Genomic DNA, 20,405 nt, shown 5'->3' with positions numbered 1-20,405 from the left:
CACGTCATGTCGATGAACGCGTACAGAGTACGGGGCCGCTGTGACGGCGCCGACCGGCACCGGCCCGCGTGGCCGGTGGGCCGCGGGGCTAGGAGGCGGTGGCGGTGGCGGTGAGGTCGCCCCGGCGCGGCGCGGCGAAGCCGTCGAGGTCCGCGCGGGTCAGGCCGGTGAGGCGGGCCACCTCGTCGGTGTCGAGGGCGCCGCAGTCGATGCCGCGCAGCAGGTAGGAGCTGAGGGCCTTGGCGGTGGCGGGCTCGTCCATGACGTCGCCGCCGGCGTGGGTGGCGTAGGCGGACAGGCGGGCTGCGGCCTGCTCGAAGCCCTCGCGGTAGAAGGCGAAGACGGCGGCGTAGCGGGTCGGCAGGTGGCCGGGGTGCATGTCCCAGCCCTGGTAGTAGGCGCGGGCCAGGGCGCGGCGGGTGAGGCCGTAGTGCAGGCGCCAGGCGTCGTGGACCTTCTCGGTGGGGCCGACGGGGAGGACGTTGGTGGAGCCGTCGGACACGCGTACGCCGGTTCCGGCGGCGGCGACCTGCATGATCGCCTTGGCGTGGTCGGCGGCCGGGTGGTCGCTGGCCTGGTGGGCGGCGGAGACGCCGAGGCAGGCGCTGTAGTCGAAGGTGCCGTAGTGCAGGCCGGTGGCGCGGCCCTCGGCGGCGTCGATCATGCGGGCGACGGTGGCGGTGCCGTCGGCGGCGAGGATGGCCTGGCTGGTCTCGATCTGGATCTCGAAGCCGAGGCGGCCCGCATCGAGGCCGTGGGCCGTCTCGAAGGCCTCCAGGAGCCGTACGAAGGCGCCGACCTGCTCGGCGTAGGTGACCTTGGGGAGGGTGAGGACGAGGCCCTCGGGGAGGCCGCCCCGCGCCATGAGGCCGCTGAGGAAGACATCGGTGGTGCGGATGCCCCGGTCGCGTACGGCGGCCTCCATGCACTTCATGCGGATGCCCATGTACGGGGCGGCCGTGCCGTTCGCGTGGGCCTCGGAGATCAGCCGGGCGGCCCGGGCGGCGTCCGCGTCCTCCTCGGCCCCGCCCTTCCCGCCGTAGCCGTCCTCGAAGTCGACGCGGAGGTCCTCGACGGGCTCGCGCTCCAGCTTGGCCCGTACGCGCGCGTGGACGTCGTCGGCGAGGGCCTCGGGCAGGTTGAGGACGGCGGCGAGGGAGGCGGCGTCGGGGGCGTGCTCGTCGAGCATGGCCAGGGCCTGGTCGCCCCAGGAGCGGACGGTCCCGGCCTCGAACACCTCGCCGGGTACGTAGACGGTGTGGACCGGCTGGCGGGTGCCGGGGTCGCCCGGGTAGCGGCGTGCGAGCTCCTCGTCGACCGAGACGAGGGAGGCGCTGATGCCTTCGCTGACCGCGCCGGTGAGGCTCGTCGCCACCTTCTCCTGCTGACCCATTCCCACACCCTCCAAATTTCCACTACACGGAATCAACAATCCGTATAGTGAAGTTAATGGGTGCTCATGACCTGCGTCAATGATCCCCCCGACGACCCGGGGCCGCGCGGTGAGGTTCACCGCGCGGCCCCGGGTCCGGAGAGTTGCCGCAGGTCAGCCCTTGCGGGACTTGATCTCCTCGGTCAGCTGGGGGACGACCTGGAAGAGGTCGCCGACCACGCCGTAGTCGACCAGGTCGAAGATCGGGGCCTCGGCGTCCTTGTTGATGGCCACGATGGTCTTCGAGGTCTGCATGCCCGCGCGGTGCTGGATCGCGCCGGAGATGCCGGAGGCGATGTACAGCTGCGGGGAGACCGACTTGCCGGTCTGGCCGACCTGGTTGGTGTGCGGGTACCAGCCGGCGTCGACCGCGGCGCGGGAGGCACCGACGGCCGCACCGAGCGAGTCGGCCAGGTCCTCGATGATCGAGAAGTTCTCGGCGCCGTTGACGCCACGGCCGCCGGAGACCACGATCGCGGCCTCGGTCAGCTCGGGACGGCCGGTCGACTCGCGCGGGGTGCGGGAGACGACCTTGGTGCCGGTGGCCTTCTCGGAGAACGAGACGGACAGGGCCTCGACGGCACCCGCGGCGGGGGCGGCCTCGACGGGGGCCGAGTTCGGCTTGACCGTGATGACCGGCGTGCCCTTGGAGACGCGGGACTTGGTGGTGAAGGAGGCGGCGAACGCGGACTGCGTGGCCACCGGGCCCTCGTCGCCGGCCTCGAGGTCGACGGCGTCGGTGATGATGCCGGAACCGATGCGGACCGCGAGGCGGGCGGCGATCTCCTTGCCCTCGGCGGAGGAGGGGACGAGCACGGCGGCCGGGGACACGGCCTCGTGCGCGGCCTGGAGCGCGTCCACCTTCGGTACGACGAGGTAGTCGGCGAACTCGGGCGCGTCGGCGGTGAGGACCTTGACCGCGCCGTGCTCGGCGAGCGTGGCGGCGGTGGCCTCGGCGCCGGCACCGAGGGCGACGGCGACCGGCTCACCGATGCGGCGGGCCAGCGTCAGCAGCTCCAGGGTGGGCTTGCGGACGGCGCCGTCGACGTGGTCGACGTAGACGAGAACTTCAGCCATGGGACTTCAATCTCCTGCGATGCGAAGAGTCTGGGGGCGGTGAGTGGCTCGCGCGAGCCTTAGATGAACTTCTGGCTCGCGAGGAACTCGGCCAGCTGCTTGCCGCCCTCGCCCTCGTCCTTGACGATCGTGCCGGCCGTACGGGCCGGGCGCTCCGCCGCGGAGTCGACCTTGGTCCAGGAACCCTCGAGGCCGACCTCGTCGGCGTCGATGTCCAGGTCGTCCAGCTCCAGGGACTCCACCGGCTTCTTCTTGGCGGCCATGATGCCCTTGAAGGACGGGTAGCGGGCCTCGCCCGACTGGTCCGTCACGGACACGACGGCCGGCAGGGACGCCTCCAGCTGCTCGGACGCGGTGTCGCCGTCACGGCGGCCCTTGACGGTGCCGTCCTCCACGGAGACCTCGGAGAGCAGGGTGACCTGCGGGACGCCCAGGCGCTCGGCGAGGATCGCGGGCAGGACACCCATGGTGCCGTCGGTGGACGCCATGCCGCAGATGACCAGGTCGTACCCGGTCTTCTCGACGGCCTTGGCGAGCACGAGCGAGGTGGCCATGACGTCGGAACCGTGCAGGTCGTCGTCCTCGACGTGGACGGCCTTGTCGGCACCCATGGAGAGCGCCTTGCGGAGCGCGTCCTTGGCGTCCTCGGGACCGACGGTCAGCACGGTGATCTCCGCGTCGTCCGCCTCCTCGGCGATCTGCAGTGCCTGCTCGACCGCGTACTCGTCCAGCTCCGACAGCAGGCCGTCGACGTCGTCGCGGTCGACGGTCAGGTCATCGGCGAAGTGCCGGTCGCCGGTGGCGTCGGGCACGTACTTCACACAGACAACGATCCTCAAGCTCACGCCGGCTCTCCTACACATCGTCATAACTGGGCTGCCTTGTTGCACGCAGCATAGGCGCCTGATGGGACGGTTTCCGCTCGGGGCGGTGGACGCCCCTCCCGAAATATTACTCGTCAGTACACCGATTGCTTTCCCGGTAAGCAAGCGCTTTGAACTGTGACCTTGCCAACGCTGCGTAACCGGGATTTCTCAGTCCCGCAGAGCGTTGAAACGCCCCTCGTGGTACAGCAGCGGACGGCCCGAGCCGTCCGCGTCGCCGGCGACGACCTCGGCCAGCACCAGGCGGTGGTCACCGGCCGGGACACGGGCGACGATCCGGCACACCAGCCAGGCCAGGACGTCGTCGAGCACCGGCACGCCCTCCGGCCCGGGACGCCAGCGCGTCGGCGGCCCGAAGCGGTCGGCGCCGCTGCGGGCGAAGGTGGCCGCGAGGTCCCGCTGGTGGTCCCCCAGGACGTGGACGCCGATGTGGGCGGCCTCCGCCAGGACGGGCCAGCTGGAGGAGGAGGTCCCTACGCCGAACGAGACCATCGGCGGCTCGGCCGACACGGAGGTGAGCGAGGTGGCGGTGAAGCCGACGGGCCGCTCGCCCCGGGCGGTGATCACCGCGACCCCGGCCGCGTGCCGCCGGAAGACGGAGCGGAGCAGCTCGGGCGTGGCGGGCCGGGCGGGCCGGGATATGCCGCGTGCGGCGAGGTCGGGCGAGACCGTCATGGAGGGGTCCTTCTGCGGGTGGCGCGGGGCGGTGGTCCGTGGCTGCTCAGACACCCGGACAGCGCGCGCTCGCGTCGCGGGCCGGGTCGATGGGGGCCCGCCCGTGGGGAAGGAGGTCCTGGGGCACGGCGTCAGCCTGACGATGGATGGCAGGCACAGTCAAGTGCGGCCGGGGATGTGCGACGTGCGTCACGGGCCGGTCACGGGACGCGGCCGGTGAGGCCGTCGCCGCCGGGCACGACCTCACAGGACACGGCCCAGCGCGACGATGACGTCGGCCTTGCGCGGCTGCCCCGCCGCCGCGCGGACGATCCGCCCCTCGCGGTCGAGCACCAGCACGGTGGGCGTCCGGGCGACGCCGAGCTCGCGCACCAGACCGAGGTGCCGTTCGGCGTCGATCTCCACGTGGACCACGCCGTCCACCATCGCGGCCACCTCGGCCAGGATGCGCCGGGTCGCCCGGCACGGCTGGCAGAAGGCGCTGGAGAACTGCACCAGGGTCGCGCGCTCCCCCGGCTCGGCGCCCAGCTCGCCCGCACCGAGCACCCTGCCCGTACCGTCCTCGCGCACCGCGTTCTCCCGTCCGTCCTGTGGTGGCACCATGCGGTTGCAGCGCGCGAGGACGCGCGGGGATTCCCGCCGGAGGCATGAAACGCCACTTGAGCGGACATGACGTGACGAGAATCTCGCGGTGCGGAGCCGTCAGGACTGGCCTGTAGGCCGCACATGGTGCACGATCGGCGCAATGCCGGGTACCTACGGCTGCGTAACTTCCGCCGGGAGATTCCTCCCCAGGCACTGAAGAAGGGGTCTTCTCCAGATGGCAGAACTCGTCTATCGGCCGGTCATCGGCGCCGCTCTCACGATGTTCAAGGCGCTCGACCTGAAGATCGACACACAGGGTTCGGAGAACATCCCGCGCACCGGCGGGGCCGTCCTGGTCAGCAACCACATCAGCTATCTGGACTTCATCTTCTCGGGGCTGGCCGCCCTGCCGCAGAAGCGCCTGGTGCGGTTCATGGCCAAGGAATCGGTGTTCCGGCACAAGGTCTCCGGCCCGCTGATGCGGGGCATGAAGCACATCCCGGTCGACCGCGACCAGGGCGAGGCGGCGTACCACCACGCCCTGGAGTCCCTGCGGTCCGGTGAGATCATCGGGGTCTTCCCCGAGGCGACCATCTCCCCGTCGTTCACGCTCAAGAGCTTCAAGTCCGGCGCGGCGCGCCTGGCCCAGGAGGCCGGCGTGCCCCTGATCCCGATGGCCCTGTGGGGCACACAGCGACTGTGGACCAAGGGACGGCCGCGCAACTTCAAGCGGAGCCACATCCCGGTGACGATCCGGGTGGGCGAGCCGGTGGAGGCGCCGACCGACCAGTACGCGGGCGCGATCACCCGGCGGCTGCGCGAGCGGGTGCAGGAGCTGCTCGAAGCGGCCCAGCGCTCCTATCCCGTGCGCCCCAAGGACGCGAGCGACACCTGGTGGGTCCCCGCGCACCTCGGCGGCACGGCGCCCACTCCGGCCGAGGTCCGCGAGGCGGGCTGAGCGGCGCCGGGCGACCGGGCGCAACGCGCCGTACGACGCGTGTGACGCGGGCCCGGCGCCCGCGCCACCGGCGCCGTGAGGCACCGGGGACGGGCGCGAACCCCGCCGGCGGCGGTACCTGCGGTGCTCACGGTCCGCCGCGCACGGGGCGCCGGACGGCGGCGGACAGGGCGACGGGCAGCGTCCGGTCCAGGTGGGGCCGGTCGCGGGCGTTCCTCAGGGCGCGCAGGACGACCGGGTGCGGCGCGGCGTACAGCTCCGGATGGTCCACCTCACCGGCCTCCGGCCGGACACGGAAGGCCACCTGTTCGCGATCGGTCCGGAACCGGGCGTCCACACCGGGCTTGTTCCCGCGCGGATCCTGCCGCACCCAGCCGGCGCCGCCCGGCAGCCGCACGGCCACCAGACCGTGCACCACGTCGAAGCTCTGGTAGCACAGCGCGGTGGGGATGGACCGGGCGCGCAGGAGCGCCGCGAGGGCGTGGGACTTGGCGTAACAGATCCCGGTGCGCTGCTCCAGGACGTCCGAGGCGCGCCAGGTGACGCGCGGATCACCGGCGTCCATCGAGTGCGGGATGGTGTCGCGGACGTACTCGAAGGCGGCTTCGGCGTATGCGTATGCGTCGCGGTGCTGATCCGCGAGGTGCCGCACGATCTCGCGCACGCGAGGGTGTTCGTGATCGATGACGTCGTCGGCCGCCAGATAGGCGGAGATCTCGGGGACCTGCTGGATCAGCTCCATGCCCGCCGACCATAGGGAAGCGGCCGACCAGAGGCAATTGATTTCCGGCCGGCCGCATACCTATACAGGGCTGGCTACCCCTGTGCCATCTCTTCCTTGAGCGCCAGGACGAAGGCGTCGACGTCGTCCTCGGTGGTGTCGAACGAGCACATCCACCGCACGTCCCCGGCGGCCTCGTCCCAGAAGTAGAAGCGGAATCGTTCCTGGAGCCGCCTGGAGACCTGGTGGGGCAGGCGTGCGAACACCGCGTTCGCCTGCACGGGGTGCAGGATCTCCACCCCGTCCACCGCGCGCACGCCCTCCGCCAGGCGCTGCGCCATCGCGTTGGAGTGCCGGGCGTTGCGCAGCCACAGGTCCTTGGCGAGCAGCGCTTCGAACTGCACCGAGACGAAGCGCATCTTGGAGGCGAGCTGCATCGACATCTTGCGCAGGTGCTTCATATGGCGGACGGCGCCCGGGTCGAGGACGACCACGCACTCGCCCGCGAGCATGCCGTTCTTCGTCCCGCCGAACGACAGGACGTCCACGCCGACCGCGTTGGTGAACGCCCGCATCGGGACGTCCAGCGAGGCGGCCGCGTTGGCTATCCGGGCGCCGTCGAGGTGGACCTTCATGCCCAGGCCGTGGGCGTGCTCGACGATCGCCCGTATCTCGTCCACCGTGTACACGGTGCCCAGCTCGGTGTTCTGGGTGATCGAGACGGCCTGCGGCATCGCGCGGTGCTCGTCGTCCCAGCCGAACGCCTGCCGGTCGATGAGTTCGGGCGTCAGCTTGCCGTCCGGCGTGGGCACGGTGAGCAGCTTCAGCCCGGCCATGCGCTCCGGGGCACCGCCCTCGTCCACGTTGATGTGCGCGGACTCGGCGCAGATCACCGCGCCCCAGCGGTCGGTGAGCGCCTGGAGGGCGGTGACGTTGGCGCCGGTGCCGTTGAACACCGGGAACGCCTCGGCGGTCGGACCGAAGTGGCTGTGCATCACCCGCTGGAGGTGCTCGGTGTAGACGTCCTCGCCGTAGGCGACCTGGTGGCCGCCGTTGGCGAGGGCGATGGCAGCGAGGATCTCGGGGTGCACACCGGCGTAGTTGTCGCTGGCGAAGCCCCGGACGGCCGGGTCGTGACGCCGCCGGGCATCGGTCCTCGCGGTGCCGGGGGTCACGGCTTGGGGGTCAGCCACAGGCGCTGTCCATTCACTTCCTGAGCGGGCTTGTCCCAGACGGCGGCGATCTCGTCGGCCAGATCCTCGACGTCGGTGAAGCCCGCGAACTTCGCGTTCGGGCGCTCGGCGCGCATGGCGTCGTGCACCAGAGCCTTGACGATCAGGATCGTAGCGGCGGCCTTGGGGCCGTCTTCGCCGCCCGCCTTGCGGAAGGCGTCCCCGAGGGCGAGCGTCCACGCCTCGGCAGCGGCCTTGGAGGCGGAGTACGCGGCGTTACCGGCGGTCGGCTTGCTCGCACCGGCGGCGCTGACCAGGACGTACCGGCCCCGGTCACTGCGCAGCAGCCCGTCGTGGAAGGCGAGGGAGGTGTGCTGGACCGTGCGGATCAGCAGCTTCTCCAGCAGGGTCCAGTCGGCGAGGTCGGTCTCGGCGAACGTGGCGCTGCCGCGCCAGCCGCCGACCAGGTGGACCAGGCCGTCCACCCGGCCGAACTCCTTCTCGGTCTTGTCGGCCCACTCACGCGCCGCGCCGAGGTCGAGCAGGTCCACCGTGTCACCGACGACGGTCGCGCCGCCGTGCGCGTACCGCGCCGCGTCGACCGCCTCGGCGAGCCGCGCCGGGTCCGCGTCGGAGGCGACCACGGTCGCACCGGCCTCCGCGAGCCGCAGCAGGGTGGCCCGGCCGGCCGCGCCGGCCGCTCCGGCCACCGCGACGACCGCACCCTCGAGCGGGCCGCCGTTTCCGTTGCCCTTGCCGTTCATGGTCGTCGTCTCCTCCGTACGAGAGCTCACGCGGCGACCCTCTCGGCCTTCTCGGCGGTGATGCCCTTGGTGGAGGCGATCACGCTCTTCAGCTTCTTGGAGAGGGCCTCATAGAACATGCTCAGCGGAAACTCGTCCGGAAGCACCTCGTCGACGAGCTTGCGCGGCGGCAGGCCGAGGTCGAGCGCCTCCGGGCCCTTGGCCCAGCGGGAGCCGGGGTGCGGGGCGAGGTAGGACGAGACCAGGTCGTAGGCGGCGAACCAGTGGACCAGCTTCGGACGGTCGATGCCGTCGCGGTAAAGCCGCTCTATCTCACCGCACAGCTGGTTGGTGACCTCCGGCGCCCGCTGCCAGTCGATCTTCAGCGTGTTGTCGGTCCAGCGCAGCACATCGTGCTTGTGCAGGTACGCGAAGAGCAGCTGGCCGCCCAGCCCGTCGTAGTTGCGGACGCGGTCGCCGGTGACCGGGAAGCGGAACATCCGGTCGAACAGCACGGCGTACTGGACGTCGCGGCCGTGCGGGTGGCCCTCGGCCTCCAGCTTCACGGCCTCCTTGAAGGCGGTGAGGTCGCAGCGCAGCTCCTCCAGGCCGTACATCCAGAACGGCTGTCGCTGCTTGATCATGAAGGGGTCGAACGGCAGGTCTCCGTGGCTGTGGGTGCGGTCGTGGACCATGTCCCAGAGCACGAACGCCTTCTCGCAGCGCTCCTGGTCGCCGAGCATCTCGCGGATGTCCTCGGGGAGGTCGATTCCCAGGATCTCCACGGCCGCCTCGGTGACGCGGCGGAAGCGGGCGGCCTCGCGGTCGCAGAAGATGCCGCCCCAGCTGAAGCGCTCGGGGGCCTCGCGCACGGCGATGGTCTCCGGGAAGAGCACGGCCGAGTTGGTGTCGTACCCCGAGGTGAAGTCCTCGAACGTGATGCCGCAGAACAGCGGGTTGTCGTAGCGGGTCGCCTCCAGCTCGGCGAGCCACTCCGGCCAGACCATGCGCAGCACGACGGCTTCCAGGTTGCGGTCCGGGTTGCCGTTCTGCGTGTACATCGGGAACAGCACCAGGTGCTGGAGTCCGTCGACCCGGTCGGCGGCCGGCTGGAAGGCCAGCAGCGAGTCCAGGAAGTCCGGCACGGCGAAACCACTGTCCGCCCACTTGCGCAGGTCGGCGACGAGCGCCCGGTGGTAGGCGGTGTCGTGCGGGAGCAGCGGGGAGAGCTGCTCGACGGCGGCGACGACCCGGTCGAGGGTGTTCTCGACGATTGCGCGGGAGGGCCCGCCCTCGGCCTCGAAGTCGATGGAGCCGTCCGCGGACTGCCAGGGGCGGATCTCTTCCACGGCATTCTTGAGCTCGGGCCACGCAGGGTGCTCGATCACCCTGGTGTCGGCGGACACGTCCCCGCCCACAACGTCCTGCACAAGAATTTCCGTCATCACACTTCCTCCACGGGAGAACCTCGCGTCAAGGCACCGTATCCATGGGTGGTTCTCCGCCACAAGAGGAGAGGGAAGAAAATATCCTGTCCACCCCCCATCGTGACCGCTGTTTTTCCTGTCCGGGGTGGGTGATGCAGCGGCATCCACGGAGTCTCCGCGGAGGTGCCGCCCCGGAGGCGGCCGGACGCGTCCGGAGACGGCCGTACCGGGCGGGGGCCGGGCGGGGGCCGGACGGGGGCCGGACGGGGGCCGGGCGGCCGGCGCGACGACCGGACCCTTCCGTTTTCCGGCGCGGGACGGCTTCCGCCCTCCGCCCGGATCGTTAGGCTGCGACGGTGCCGCGGGTGGCACGGCACCGCGCGGCACCGCCGTCGACGGAAGCGAGAAGATCTTGAGTTTCCTCACCATCGGTCATCGCGGAGTCATGGGTGTCGAACCGGAGAACACCCTGCGGTCCTTCGTCCGCGCGGAAGCCGCGGGCATGGACGTCATCGAACTGGACCTGCACCTGAGCAAGGACGGCGCCCTGGTCGTCATGCACGACGCCGAGGTGGACCGTACGACCGACGGCACCGGCGCCATCGCCGACAGGACCCTGGCCGAGCTGCGGGAGCTCGACGCCGGGCTGGGCGAGCGGGTGCCGGTGTTCGAGGAGGTGCTGGACGCCGTACGGACACCGCTCCAGGCGGAGATCAAAGACGTGGCGGCGGCCCGGACGCTGGCCGAGGTCATGCGCCGGCGCGACCTGACCGGGCGGGTCGAGGTGTCCTCCTTCCACGACGAGGCGGTCGCGGAGATCGCCCGGCTGGTGCCGGGCGTGCGGACCGTGCTCATCGCGAGCCACTGGGGCGACGACATCGTGGCGCGGGCACTGGCCGTCGGCGCCGGCACGCTCGCGCTGAACATCCGCCGCCTCACCCTGGAGACCACGGAGCGGGCGCGGGCGGCGGGGCTCGGGGTCATCGCCTGGGTCGTCAACACACCCCAGCACCTGCGGCTCGTACGCGCCCTGGAGCTGGACGGCGCGACCACCGACCACCCGGAGATCCGCCGTACCGGCCGCTTCACGGCCTGAGCCGGGGGGCGGATGGGCGCCGGCCCCGGCCGCCGGGAGCCGACGGCGCGTTCGCGGGCCGGAGGACCGGGGCCACGCGGCACGGCGGAGTGCGGCGGAGTGCGGCGCGGCACGGCGGTGTGCGGCGCGGTGGCCGCGCGGCGCGGTGGCCGCGCGGCGCGGTGGCCGCGCGGCGCCGGCCGGGGCCCGCGCGGCAGGGAACGGCCGGGGGGCGGCGCCCGGGCGGCGTGGGAAGCGCGCGTGGCGCGCGTGGCGCGCGTGGCGCGGGAGGCGCGGGAGGCCCATGCGCCCTGTGCGCCGCAGGTGTAACCGGAATGCGCTCGGGAACCCGCGACCTGGATCCAGCAGGTCTTCTCGCACAGCGTGTCCCGGCCACTCCCGGACACCGGAACGGACGCATATGAGCAGCGGTTTCATGGGTCCGGAGGGTTACGGCTCCGACCCGTTCAGCGAGTTTCTGGCCCGCTTCTTCGGGGGCGGGACGGGATCGTCGCCCGCTGGTGGGCGGCCCATCCCCCGGTACATCGACATCGGCCGCCTCATGAGCGAGCCCGCGCGCCGGATGGTCGGCGACGCCGCCTCGTACGCGGCCGAACACGGCAGCACCGACCTGGAGACCGAGCACCTGTTGCGGGCGGCCCTCGCGACGGAGCCGACCCGCGACCTCATCGCCCGCGCCGGCGCCGATCCGGACGCCCTCGCCGAGGAGATCGACCGGACGGCCGGCGACGGCCCGCCGCAGTCCCGGATCGCCGTCACCCCGGCCGTCAAGCGCGCCCTGCTCGACGCCCACGACCTGGCGCGGCACACCGGTGCCTCGTACATCGGCCCCGAGCACGTGCTCGCCGCGCTCGCCTCCAACCCGGACTCGGCGGCGGGGCGGATCCTCAACGCCGCCAAGTTCGACCCGGGCTCCGTGCAGGGCTCCCCGGGTGCCGGACGCGGCGGGCAGGGGCCGTGGGTGGGCGAGCCCGACCAGCGGCCCGCCCCGCCGCGCGGCACCCCGACCCTGGACAAGTACGGCCGGGACCTGACCGACATGGCCAAGTCCGGCCGGATCGACCCGGTGATCGGCCGCGACCTGGAGATCGAGCAGACGGTGGAGGTGCTCTCCCGGCGCGGCAAGAACAACCCCGTACTGATCGGTGACGCGGGCGTCGGCAAGACCGCCATCGTGGAGGGGCTGGCCCAGCGGATCGCCGAGCACGACGTGCCGGACACGCTGCGCGACCGCAGGGTCATCGCCCTGGACCTGTCCGGCGTCGTCGCCGGCACCCGCTACCGGGGCGACTTCGAGGAGCGGCTGAACGCCATCATCGAGGAGATCCGCTCCCACTCCGGCGAGCTGATCGTCTTCATCGACGAACTCCACACGGTCGTGGGCGCGGGCGCGGGCAGCGGCGGCGGCGACAGCGGCTCGATGGACGCGGGCAACATGCTCAAGCCCGCCCTCGCCCGCGGCGAGTTGCACGTCATCGGCGCGACGACCATGGAGGAGTACCGCCGCTACATCGAGAAGGACGCGGCGCTGGCCCGCCGGTTCCAGCCGATCCTGGTGCCCGAGCCGAGCCCGGAGGACGCGCTGGAGATCCTGCGCGGGCTCCAGGACCGCTACGAGGCGCACCACCAGGTCCGCTACACCGACGAGGCCCTGCTCGCCGCCGTCGAGCTGTCCGACCGGTACGTCACCGAGCGGTTCCTGCCCGACAAGGCCATCGACCTGATCGACCAGGCGGGCGCCCGCGTCCGGCTGCGCACGCACACGAACACCGACGTGCGGGCGCTGGAGCGGCAGGCCGAACAGCTGGCGCGGGACAAGGACCAGGCGGTGGCCGCCGAGCAGTACGAGAGGGCGACGGAGCTGCGGGACCGCATCCAGGAGGTCACCGAGCGGATCAAAGCGGGGCGCGTCGCCCGTCCGGCCGGCGACGGCCCGGCCGCCGAGGTCACCGCGGAGGACATCGCCGAGGTGGTGAGCCGGCAGACCGGCATTCCGGTCAGCAGCCTCACGCAGGAGGAGAAGGAGAGGCTGCTCGGCCTGGAGGACCACCTGCGCCGGCGGGTCATCGGGCAGGAGGAGGCCGTCAGGGCCGTGTCGGAGGCGGTGCTGCGCTCCCGCGCCGGTCTCGCCGACCCCCGGCGCCCGATCGGCAGCTTCCTGTTCCTCGGCCCGACCGGGGTCGGCAAGACCGAGCTGGCGCGGGCCCTGGCGGACGCGCTGTTCGGCAGCGAGGACCGGATGGTGCGGCTGGACATGAGCGAGTTCCAGGAGCGGCACACGGTCAGCCGGCTGGTCGGCGCTCCGCCGGGGTACGTGGGGCACGAGGAGGCGGGGCAGCTCACGGAGGCGGTGCGCCGCCACCCGTACTCGCTGCTCCTGCTGGACGAGGTGGAGAAGGCCCACCCGGACGTCTTCAACGTCCTCCTCCAGGTACTGGACGACGGACGGCTGACCGACTCGCAGGGCCGCACGGTCGACTTCAAGAACACCGTCATCGTGATGACCAGCAACCTCGGTTCCGAGGCGATCGGCACCGGGCGCGGCCTGGTCGGCTTCGGCGCCACCGATTCCGGCGCGGCGGACGACGCGATGCGGGAGCGGGCCCTGCGGCCGCTGCGGGAGCACTTCCGCCCCGAGTTCCTCAACCGCATCGACGAGATCGTCCTCTTCCGCCGCCTCGACGAGGAGCAGCTGCGGCGGATCACGGACCTGCTGCTGGAGGAGACCCGGCGCCGGATGCGCGCCCAGCACCTCACGGTCGACTTCGACCCGGCCGCCGTCGACTGGATCGCGCGCCGGGGCCACCAGCCCGAGTACGGGGCGCGCCCCCTGCGGCGCACCATCCAGCGGGAGGTCGACAACCACCTGTCCCGCCTGCTGCTGGACGGGCGGCTGCCGGAGGGCGCCCGGGTGCGGGTCACGGCCGGGGACGGCCGGCTGGCCTTCCACACGGAGGAACCCGGCGGTACGCGGGCGCCCGACCGCCCGGCCGACACGGGCACGCCGGGCAAGCCGGGGTCCATGGACCGCCCGCCGGGCGCCCGGCGGGAGTCCGGTCCGCCGCCGGGTGACACGGACGGCCCCGCGCCCGCGGCGTAGGGCCCCGGGCGCCTCGGCCCAGCGGCCCCGGCCCGGGGGCGTCCCGCCGGCCGGGGGTGCTCCCCGTCGGTCAGGAGTGCGCCGGGGGGAGGTCCTTCACCAGGAGTTCGAACCGGAGGTCGTCGCGCTGCGGCACCCCGAAGCGCTCGTCGCCGTACGGGAACGGGGTCATCCGGCCCGTACGGCGGTAGCCCCGGCGCTCGTACCAGGCGATCAGCTCGTCCCGGACCGAGATCACCGTCATGTGCATCTCGCGCACGCCCCACTCGGTGACGGCGAGCCTCTCCGCCTCGGCGATGACGCGCCGGCCCAGGCCGCCGCCCTGGAGGCCCGGCCGGACCGCGAACATCCCGAAGTAGGCGGCGTCCCCGCGGTGTTCCAGCTGGCAGCAGGCGACCAGGTCACCGTCGCGCTCGACGACGAGGAGACGGGAGCCGGGCGTGGCGATGACCTCGCGGACGCCCTCCGGGTCGGTGCGCCGGCCTTCGAGGATGTCCGCCTCGGTCGTCCAGCCGGCCCGGCTGGAGTCTCCCCGGTACGCCGACTGGACCAGGTCGACCAGCACCGGCACGTCGGCCTCGTCGGCGTCCCGGTAGGTCAGTACGTCCGCGGCCCGGGGCGGTGCGGTGTCCATGGCTGTCTCCTCGTGCTCGGTGTCCCGTCCGGCACCGGAGCCTAACGCGCCTCGTTCACGCTCCCCGTGTACTCCCCTGCGCTCGCGTGCACCCTCGCCGGTCCGGGCATCGTCCCAGGAGCCGTCTCGCCGAGGGGGAGGTACGTCGTGCACGGACCCGCGATGCCCGGCTGGCTGCTGGTGGCCCTGTGCGTGGTGGCGGGCGCCTACTGTCTGGCGCGGACGCGGAGCGTCAGGGGCGCGGAGCGCCGGGCTGCCCTGGACGAGGCGCTGATGGGATTCGGCATGGCGGTGATGGCGGTGCCCGCGGCGGCGGTGGCGCCCCCGGAGTGGGCGTGGGTGGGGTACGCCGTGGTGTTCGGTGCCGCGTCGCTGCGCGCGCTGTGGTCGGCCCTGGGCGGCACCGGTCACCACCTGCACCACCTGGTGGGGTCGCTGGCCATGGTGTACATGGCGCTGGCGATGGCCGGGGGCGGAGCGGGGGCACACACGGCGCACGGGGCGCACGGGACGGCGGGCGGGGTACCGCTGGTGACGGGTCTGCTGCTCGCGTACTACACGGTGTACGTACTGGTGGCGGGCGCGCGGCTGGCGCCCGCGGGGCCTGCGGGATCGGTGGGATCTGCGGCGGGACCGGTGTCCGGGCCGGCGGCGGGACCGGCGGCAGGGGCGGTGTCCGGGGCGGGCGGCCGGTGGGCGGGGGCCGAGGTGGCTCTGGCTTGCCGGGTGGCGATGGGGTTGGCGATGCTGGCGATGCTGGCGGGAGTGTGAGGGGTGCGGATTCCGTCGTACCCGTGCTGCGGATTCCGTGGTGTGCGTCACTTGCGCCGCCGGCCCATACCGGTGGGTAGTCCGCCGCTCCTAAGGTGAGGGCATGCTGGTCTCCCTCGCGTTGCTCGGGCTCGGCCTTCTCACCGCCGTGGCGGCTCCGCGTCTGCTGGCGCGGGTCGAGTGGCCGGAGCGGGAGCCGGTGGTGGCGCTGTGGGTGTGGCAGTGCGTGGTGGCGGCGGTGCTGTTGTGCTTCGCGCTGTCGATGACGTTCAGCGCGGCGGCGGCCTGGCAGGCGGTGCGGGGCCATGTGTTCGCACCCGCTCCCCGGGCGGTCGTGGAGGCGTACGAGCTGGGCGCGCACGGGCCGTGGTCCGCCGTGCTGGCGGTGCTGCTGGCGTGCGGCGGCCTGTGGACCGGCGCGATGCTGACCCGGGAGGTACGCCGGGCCCGTGCGCGGCACCGGCACAGGCGGGCCGAACTCCTGGTGCGCTCCCCCCTGTTGCCGGGCGAGGAACCGGACGCGGAGTCCCTGGTGCTGCTGGAGGGCGAGCGGCCGGACGCCTGGTGGCTGCCGGGCGCGGCGCCGCGGCTGGTCGTCACCACGGCCGCGCTGCGCCGCCTGAAGGGGCATCAGCTCGACGCGGTCCTCGCCCATGAGCAGGGGCACGCGCGGGCCCGGCACGACTGGCTGCTGCACTGCTCGACGGCGCTGGCCACGGGGTTCCCGCAGATCCCGGTGTTCGCGGCGTTCCGCGACGAGATGCACCGGCTGGTGGAGCTGGCCGCGGACGACGTGGCGTCGCGGCGGTACGGGCGGCTGACGATCGCGCTCGCGCTGGTGGAACTGAACGAGGACCGCGGGGTGTTCGGCCCGTCCCCCGCCCCGGACGCCCAGTTGCCGCAGCGGGTGCGCCGCCTGCTGACCGCCGAGCCCCGCCTCACTGCCGGGCGGCGCCTGCGCCTGACGGCCGCGGCCGCGATGGTGCCGGTGGTACCGCTGCTGGTGGCGTTCGTACCGGCGCTGAGAGCGCTCGGCTAGCCGGTCCCGGCTCTGGGCGCGGGCGCGGGAACGACCGGAGGGCGGGAGGCCCGTCGGCCGGACCGCCGACGACCGGACCGCCGACGGCCCGGTGGACGGGGATACGCCGGCGAAGGCAGGGGAGGATCATTCCATGCACTCCCCCACACCTCCCCCCGCACTTTCCCCCACGCACTCCCGCTTCGCCTCGACCTTCGCCCTGTGGTCCGGTGTCCTCTCGGCGGTGCTCCTCGCGCTGGTCGCGGCCGAGTGGGGCCCGCTGATCTCGTTCGACCGGGCCGTCGCGGACGGCCTGCACGACTCGGCCGTACGCAGTCCGGGGCTGTCCCACACCAACCGCGTCCTCAGCGACTGGGTGTGGGATCCCTGGACGATGCGCGCGCTGGTCGCGGTGGGGGTGGTGTGGCTGTGGTGGCGCGGCGAGCGGCTCCTCGCCGTGTGGTCGGTGGCGGTGAGCGCGATCGGTTCGGCGGTGCAGCAGGCGCTGAAGGCGGCGGTGGGACGGGACCGGCCGTGGTGGCCGGACCCGGTGGACTCGGCCCACTTCGCCGCGTTCCCCTCGGGCCACGCGATGACGGCGGCGGTCACCCTCGGGCTGCTGCTGTGGGTGCTGGCCCGGTTCCGGGTGGGCGGGTGGCCGAGGATCGCCGTGCTGGTGGCCGGCGTCGTCTCGGTGGTCGGCGTGGGTTTCACCCGGCTGTACCTGGGTGTGCACTGGGCGTCCGACGTGGTCGGCGGGTGGCTGCTGGGCGGGTGCCTGGTGGCCGTCGCCGTGGTGCTGCACGAGCGGACGGCGGCGCGGGCGGCGACCCGTGGGGACCTGGCGCACCGGGAGTGACGTCGGTGCTTCTCGCGCGCGGGTCCACCGGACCGGACGATCCCCCGCGTCGCCCGGTCCGGCCGACATGCCCTGAGTATATTGGCTGTGAGCCAGTCAACGCAGGAGTTAAGCATGTCCCCGCGCAGCGCATCGGTCAATGAAGAGCTGCGACGGCGTTCCCGGGAGCGTCTGCTCCAGGCGACGGTGGAGCTGGTCGCCGAACGGGGGTACGAGGCGACGACGCTGGCCGACATCGCGGACCGGGCCGGTTCGGCGCGCGGGCTGGTCTCGTACTACTTCCCGGGCAAGCGGCAGTTGCTCCAGTCGGCGGTGCACCGGCTGATGCACCTGACCCTGGAGGCGGCGCTGGAGCGCGAGCCGCGCAGCGAGGACGGGCGGGAGCGGCTGGCGCGCGCCATCGACGCGATTCTGGGCCTGGCGGTGGAGCAGCCGCTGCTGATGCGCACGCACATGGCCGGCATCCTCCAGGCGGAGGGGTTCGTGCAGGGCCCCGAGCAGCAGCGTCTGGCGTTCCTGCTGCGGGACACGGTGGACCGGTACGGTTCGCGCGACGTGGACGCCGACTACCCGCTGCTGCGGGCGCTGCTGATGGGCGCCGTCTTCGCCGCCCTGCTGCCCGGGGCGCCGATGGCGCCGGCGCGGCTCCGGGCGGAGTTGTTCCAGCGGTACGGGCTGGACTGGGAGCTCGGGGTGCCACCGGGCGGCGGACCGCCCGGTGGCGGGGCCGGTGACACGACGGGTGACGCGTCTCAGTCGTCGTCGAAATCGTCGAGGTAATCCGGCTGCGTCTGCACGTTCAGCTCGTGCATGCGCACCCGCTTCGCCGGGTCGGTGCGGCGGTCGTCGAGCTTCAGCACGTCGAGGCCCTTGACCATGTCGTTCGAGTAGATGTGGCCGTTGTAGTAGTAGGCCGACCAGGAGCCGCCGCCCACCAGCCGCTCGGTGCTGAGCGGACCGCGCTCGAAGTAGGCGATCTCCTTGGGCCTGGCCGAGTCGGTGAAGTCCCACACGGAGACGCCGCCCTGGTACCAGGCCTGGACCATGAGGTCCCGGCCCTTGACCGGGATGAGGGAGCCGTTGTGGGCGACGCAGTTCTCGGTGTCCGCCTGGTGACGGTCGATCTTGAAGTAGCCGCGGAAGACGAGCTTGCGCTTCTTGCCCTTGCCGGTGATGTCGTAGATGCCGTCGGCTCCGCGGTTCGGGCCGATGCGCTCGTTGCAGGTGGCGCCCCCGCCGCCGCCCAGCTCGTCGGTGAAGACGACCTTGTCGGCCTTCTGGTTGAAGGTGGCGGAGTGCCAGAAGGCGAAGTTGACGTTGTCCTGCACCCGGTCGATGACCACGGGGTTCTCCGGGTCCTCGATGGAGAACAGGATGCCGTCACCCATGCAGGCCCCGGCCGCCAGGTCCTTGGAGGGCAGGACGGTGATGTCGTGGCAGCCGGTGGTCTTGGAGACACCGGGGTTGGTGGGGGCGCCGGGGTTGCCGCCGCCGTCGGGGCCCTCGCCGGGGAACAGGACGGGGAAGCCGACGACGGCCGCCTTCTCGGGCGCCTTGCGCGGCACCTTGATGACCGAGATGCCGTCGTGCGGCGGCTTGCAGTCGGGGAAGGCGGCGTTGGGCGAGTACGAGGAGACGTAGACGTAGACGTTCCTGCGCTCGGGCACCAGGGTGTGGGTGTGCGAGCCGCAGGCGGTCTCGACGGCCGCGACGTACCGGGGGTTGCGCTTGTCGCTGATGTCGAAGATCTTCATGCCCTCCCAGGAGGACTTCTCGGTCGCCGGCTGCGTGGTGCTGCTGCAGGAGCTGTCGCTGCGCGAGGAGTCGGTGGAGAGGAAGAGCAGGTTCCCGGAGACGGAGACGTCGTTCTGGGAGCCCGGGCAGAGGACCTGGGCGACGGTCTTCGGGGAGGAGGGGTTGCTGATGTCGAAGATCCGGAAGCCGTCGTAGTTGCCGGCGAAGGCGTACCTGCCCTGGAAGGCCAGGTCCGAGTTGATGCCGGTGAACGCCTCGCGCGGGACGTTGGCCAGGTGGGTGATGTTGTCGCTGTGGACGACCTGGTCCACGGGCGGGATCTCGCCGGACCGGATGGCCGCGCGGGCCTCCTCCTGGTCCTGCGCCGAGACCGTGCCGGGTGGGGCGGGTGCGTCTCCCGGGTCGGGTACGGCGACCGCGGGACCGGCTGTCAGGAGTGTCGCGAGCAGTCCGGCGGCGGCGGTGGCCACGCCGAGACGTCTGCGTCGCACGTGAGTGGTGCGCAACGGGGTCACTGCGTCGTCCTCTCTTGTTTCCGTTCGAAGCCGAACGGGTCCTGGACCCCGGCAGTATCTTCCTCAGCATGCACATCTCAATAGATGGCAACAGAGACTTCATACAGGCGTTCGCGCGCAGCGACGGTTCCGGCCATGTCACACGCCCCTGGAGGTCCGGGTGTTGAAGCGCAGCACCAGCGTCGCGGCGGCGGTCGCCCTGACCGCCGCCCTCGCCCTGACGGCCTGCGACTCCGCGCCCCGGGGAACGGACGACGGGCCACGTCCCGAGGCGGCGCGCGGCAGCACCGGCCCTGCCGTGCTCGCGCCGGGCCGGCCGGGTGAGCCGGCACGGACGCTCTCCCCGGAGGAGGCGCGCAGGGAGGTGCCGCCCGACACACCGAACTCGGCCGATTTCAGCTACGTCCAGATGATGGTCGTCCATCACGGGCAGGCCCTGCGGATGACCTCGCTGGCGCCCAAGCAGGCCGGGTCCGCGCGGGTCAAGCAGTTGGCGGCGCGGATCGCGGCGGCCCAGGGACCGGAGATCGGCGCGATGCGGGGGTGGCTGGAGAACAACGGCGGTCCCCGGCCGCACGCCGGCCACGACCACGCCACGATGCCCGGGATGGCCACGGCCGCCCAGCTGGCGCGGTTGAAAAGCGCGCGGGGGGCGGCCTTCGACGAGCTGTTCCTGAAACTGATGGTCACCCACCACGAGGGCGCGGTCACCATGGCCGGCGAGGTGCTGGCCCGGGGGAACAACGTCCAGGTGGAGGAGATGGCCAACGATGTGATCGCCCAGCAGACGGCCGAGATCGACCGGATGCGCTCCATGTGACGGATGCGCTGCGCTCCCGGTGACGCACCGGATGCGCTCCGGGTGGCACGCCCGCCCGGTCGGCGACCGCCCGCCGGCCCGCGCTCCCGCGCGGTACGGCGAGGCGGGCGCGTCTTCCGGGGGCCGTCGGCTCGCTCCTCGGGGCGGGGCGCCGCCGGCACGT

19 protein-coding genes are annotated in these 20,405 nt (G+C 72.5%); 8 read left to right on the top strand and 11 right to left on the bottom strand.

The window, feature by feature from the left end:
• Positions 1 to 88: 88 nt before the first annotated feature.
• The 5 genes from IE109_RS18835 to IE109_RS18815 form a co-directional block, all read right to left on the bottom strand.
• Positions 89 to 1,393, bottom strand: a complete 1,305-nt coding sequence (locus tag IE109_RS18835; protein WP_189552076.1) for a DUF6986 family protein — start codon at positions 1,391 to 1,393, stop codon at positions 89 to 91.
• Between the two features lie 153 nt (positions 1,394 to 1,546).
• Positions 1,547 to 2,509: an electron transfer flavoprotein subunit alpha/FixB family protein gene (locus tag IE109_RS18830; RefSeq protein ID WP_189552075.1), complete on the bottom strand. Its 963-nt coding sequence runs from the start codon at positions 2,507 to 2,509 to the stop codon at positions 1,547 to 1,549.
• 59 nt (positions 2,510 to 2,568) lie between these two features.
• Entirely contained in the window at positions 2,569 to 3,354 is a 786-nt protein-coding gene (locus IE109_RS18825) for an electron transfer flavoprotein subunit beta/FixA family protein (RefSeq protein WP_189552074.1), read from the bottom strand.
• A 189-nt stretch (positions 3,355 to 3,543) separates the two neighbouring features.
• Complete coding sequence (locus tag IE109_RS18820; RefSeq protein ID WP_189552073.1) at positions 3,544 to 4,068, bottom strand: flavin reductase family protein; 525 nt, start codon at positions 4,066 to 4,068, stop codon at positions 3,544 to 3,546.
• A 243-nt stretch (positions 4,069 to 4,311) separates the two neighbouring features.
• Entirely contained in the window at positions 4,312 to 4,671 is a 360-nt protein-coding gene (locus tag IE109_RS18815) for a TlpA family protein disulfide reductase (protein ID WP_189552072.1), read from the bottom strand.
• Between the two features lie 217 nt (positions 4,672 to 4,888).
• Here IE109_RS18815 and IE109_RS18810 point away from each other — a divergent pair, with 217 nt between their 5' ends.
• The gene (locus IE109_RS18810; RefSeq protein ID WP_189552071.1) at positions 4,889 to 5,611 is read left to right on the top strand and encodes a lysophospholipid acyltransferase family protein; all 723 of its coding nucleotides are present in this window, start codon (positions 4,889 to 4,891) and stop codon (positions 5,609 to 5,611) included.
• 127 nt (positions 5,612 to 5,738) lie between these two features.
• On the opposite strand, the gene IE109_RS18805 is transcribed toward IE109_RS18810, so the two are convergent.
• From IE109_RS18805 to IE109_RS18790, 4 genes are all read right to left on the bottom strand, one after another.
• A complete protein-coding gene (locus tag IE109_RS18805; protein WP_189552070.1) occupies positions 5,739 to 6,353 on the bottom strand; it encodes a transglutaminase-like domain-containing protein in 615 nt (204 codons plus the stop codon).
• A 74-nt stretch (positions 6,354 to 6,427) separates the two neighbouring features.
• Positions 6,428 to 7,525 carry a threonine aldolase family protein gene (locus IE109_RS18800; RefSeq protein WP_229891225.1) on the bottom strand — a complete coding sequence of 366 codons (1,098 nt, stop codon included), beginning with the start codon at positions 7,523 to 7,525 and terminating at the stop codon, positions 6,428 to 6,430.
• Complete coding sequence (locus IE109_RS18795; protein ID WP_189552170.1) at positions 7,504 to 8,268, bottom strand: SDR family NAD(P)-dependent oxidoreductase; 765 nt, start codon at positions 8,266 to 8,268, stop codon at positions 7,504 to 7,506. The genes IE109_RS18800 and IE109_RS18795 overlap by 22 nt, the downstream gene beginning before the upstream one ends.
• Before the next feature lie 26 nt (positions 8,269 to 8,294).
• Complete coding sequence (locus IE109_RS18790) at positions 8,295 to 9,692, bottom strand: DUF6421 family protein (protein ID WP_189552069.1); 1,398 nt, start codon at positions 9,690 to 9,692, stop codon at positions 8,295 to 8,297.
• Between the two features lie 394 nt (positions 9,693 to 10,086).
• On the opposite strand from IE109_RS18790, the gene IE109_RS18785 reads away from it, so the two are divergent.
• Positions 10,087 to 10,770 (top strand): glycerophosphodiester phosphodiesterase, encoded by a 684-nt coding sequence (locus tag IE109_RS18785; protein WP_189552068.1) that lies wholly within the window; start codon positions 10,087 to 10,089, stop codon positions 10,768 to 10,770.
• Positions 10,771 to 11,170: 400 nt separating this feature from the next.
• Positions 11,171 to 13,870 (top strand): ATP-dependent Clp protease ATP-binding subunit, encoded by a 2,700-nt coding sequence (locus IE109_RS18780; RefSeq protein ID WP_189552067.1) that lies wholly within the window; start codon positions 11,171 to 11,173, stop codon positions 13,868 to 13,870.
• A 70-nt stretch (positions 13,871 to 13,940) separates the two neighbouring features.
• Here the strand turns inward: IE109_RS18780 and IE109_RS18775 are convergent, their stop codons facing one another.
• Positions 13,941 to 14,504: a GNAT family N-acetyltransferase gene (locus IE109_RS18775; protein ID WP_189552066.1), complete on the bottom strand. Its 564-nt coding sequence runs from the start codon at positions 14,502 to 14,504 to the stop codon at positions 13,941 to 13,943.
• 147 nt (positions 14,505 to 14,651) lie between these two features.
• Here IE109_RS18775 and IE109_RS18770 point away from each other — a divergent pair, with 147 nt between their 5' ends.
• The 4 genes from IE109_RS18770 to IE109_RS18755 all read left to right on the top strand — a co-directional run bounded on the left by IE109_RS18770 (position 14,652) and on the right by IE109_RS18755 (position 17,932).
• On the top strand, positions 14,652 to 15,275 hold the full coding sequence (locus tag IE109_RS18770; RefSeq protein ID WP_189552065.1) for a DUF5134 domain-containing protein: 624 nt from the start codon (positions 14,652 to 14,654) through the stop codon (positions 15,273 to 15,275).
• Between the two features lie 103 nt (positions 15,276 to 15,378).
• A complete protein-coding gene (locus IE109_RS18765; protein WP_189552064.1) occupies positions 15,379 to 16,314 on the top strand; it encodes a M56 family metallopeptidase in 936 nt (311 codons plus the stop codon).
• Positions 16,315 to 16,447: 133 nt separating this feature from the next.
• Positions 16,448 to 17,152 (top strand): phosphatase PAP2 family protein, encoded by a 705-nt coding sequence (locus IE109_RS18760; protein WP_189552063.1) that lies wholly within the window; start codon positions 16,448 to 16,450, stop codon positions 17,150 to 17,152.
• Positions 17,153 to 17,266: 114 nt separating this feature from the next.
• The gene (locus IE109_RS18755) at positions 17,267 to 17,932 is read left to right on the top strand and encodes a TetR/AcrR family transcriptional regulator (RefSeq protein WP_189552062.1); all 666 of its coding nucleotides are present in this window, start codon (positions 17,267 to 17,269) and stop codon (positions 17,930 to 17,932) included.
• Here the strand turns inward: IE109_RS18755 and IE109_RS18750 are convergent.
• Positions 17,905 to 19,422: an LVIVD repeat-containing protein gene (locus IE109_RS18750; protein ID WP_189552061.1), complete on the bottom strand. Its 1,518-nt coding sequence runs from the start codon at positions 19,420 to 19,422 to the stop codon at positions 17,905 to 17,907. The genes IE109_RS18755 and IE109_RS18750 overlap by 28 nt on opposite strands.
• 160 nt (positions 19,423 to 19,582) lie before the next feature.
• Between IE109_RS18750 and IE109_RS18745 the strand changes: the two genes are divergently transcribed.
• The gene (locus tag IE109_RS18745; protein WP_229891223.1) at positions 19,583 to 20,242 is read left to right on the top strand and encodes a DUF305 domain-containing protein; all 660 of its coding nucleotides are present in this window, start codon (positions 19,583 to 19,585) and stop codon (positions 20,240 to 20,242) included.
• Positions 20,243 to 20,405 lie beyond the last annotated feature (163 nt).

Source organism: Streptomyces lavendofoliae (assembly GCF_014649735.1).
Taxonomy (GTDB): Bacteria; Actinomycetota; Actinomycetes; order Streptomycetales; family Streptomycetaceae; genus Streptomyces; species Streptomyces lavendofoliae.
Note: the sequence above shows the minus strand (reverse complement) of the source record. Positions and strands in the feature narration are given on the sequence as shown.

Coding starts and splice junctions, on each gene's coding strand:
- IE109_RS18835 (WP_189552076.1), bottom strand. CDS start 1,393: ATGGGTCAGCAGGAGAAGGTGGCGACGAGCCTCACCGGCGCGGTCAGC.
- IE109_RS18830 (WP_189552075.1), bottom strand. CDS start 2,509: ATGGCTGAAGTTCTCGTCTACGTCGACCACGTCGACGGCGCCGTCCGC.
- IE109_RS18820 (WP_189552073.1), bottom strand. CDS start 4,068: ATGACGGTCTCGCCCGACCTCGCCGCACGCGGCATATCCCGGCCCGCC.
- IE109_RS18815 (WP_189552072.1), bottom strand. CDS start 4,671: ATGGTGCCACCACAGGACGGACGGGAGAACGCGGTGCGCGAGGACGGT.
- IE109_RS18810 (WP_189552071.1), top strand. CDS start 4,889: ATGGCAGAACTCGTCTATCGGCCGGTCATCGGCGCCGCTCTCACGATG.
- IE109_RS18805 (WP_189552070.1), bottom strand. CDS start 6,353: ATGGAGCTGATCCAGCAGGTCCCCGAGATCTCCGCCTATCTGGCGGCC.
- IE109_RS18795 (WP_189552170.1), bottom strand. CDS start 8,268: ATGAACGGCAAGGGCAACGGAAACGGCGGCCCGCTCGAGGGTGCGGTC.
- IE109_RS18790 (WP_189552069.1), bottom strand. CDS start 9,692: ATGACGGAAATTCTTGTGCAGGACGTTGTGGGCGGGGACGTGTCCGCC.
- IE109_RS18780 (WP_189552067.1), top strand. CDS start 11,171: ATGAGCAGCGGTTTCATGGGTCCGGAGGGTTACGGCTCCGACCCGTTC.
- IE109_RS18775 (WP_189552066.1), bottom strand. CDS start 14,504: ATGGACACCGCACCGCCCCGGGCCGCGGACGTACTGACCTACCGGGAC.
- IE109_RS18765 (WP_189552064.1), top strand. CDS start 15,379: ATGCTGGTCTCCCTCGCGTTGCTCGGGCTCGGCCTTCTCACCGCCGTG.
- IE109_RS18760 (WP_189552063.1), top strand. CDS start 16,448: ATGCACTCCCCCACACCTCCCCCCGCACTTTCCCCCACGCACTCCCGC.
- IE109_RS18755 (WP_189552062.1), top strand. CDS start 17,267: ATGTCCCCGCGCAGCGCATCGGTCAATGAAGAGCTGCGACGGCGTTCC.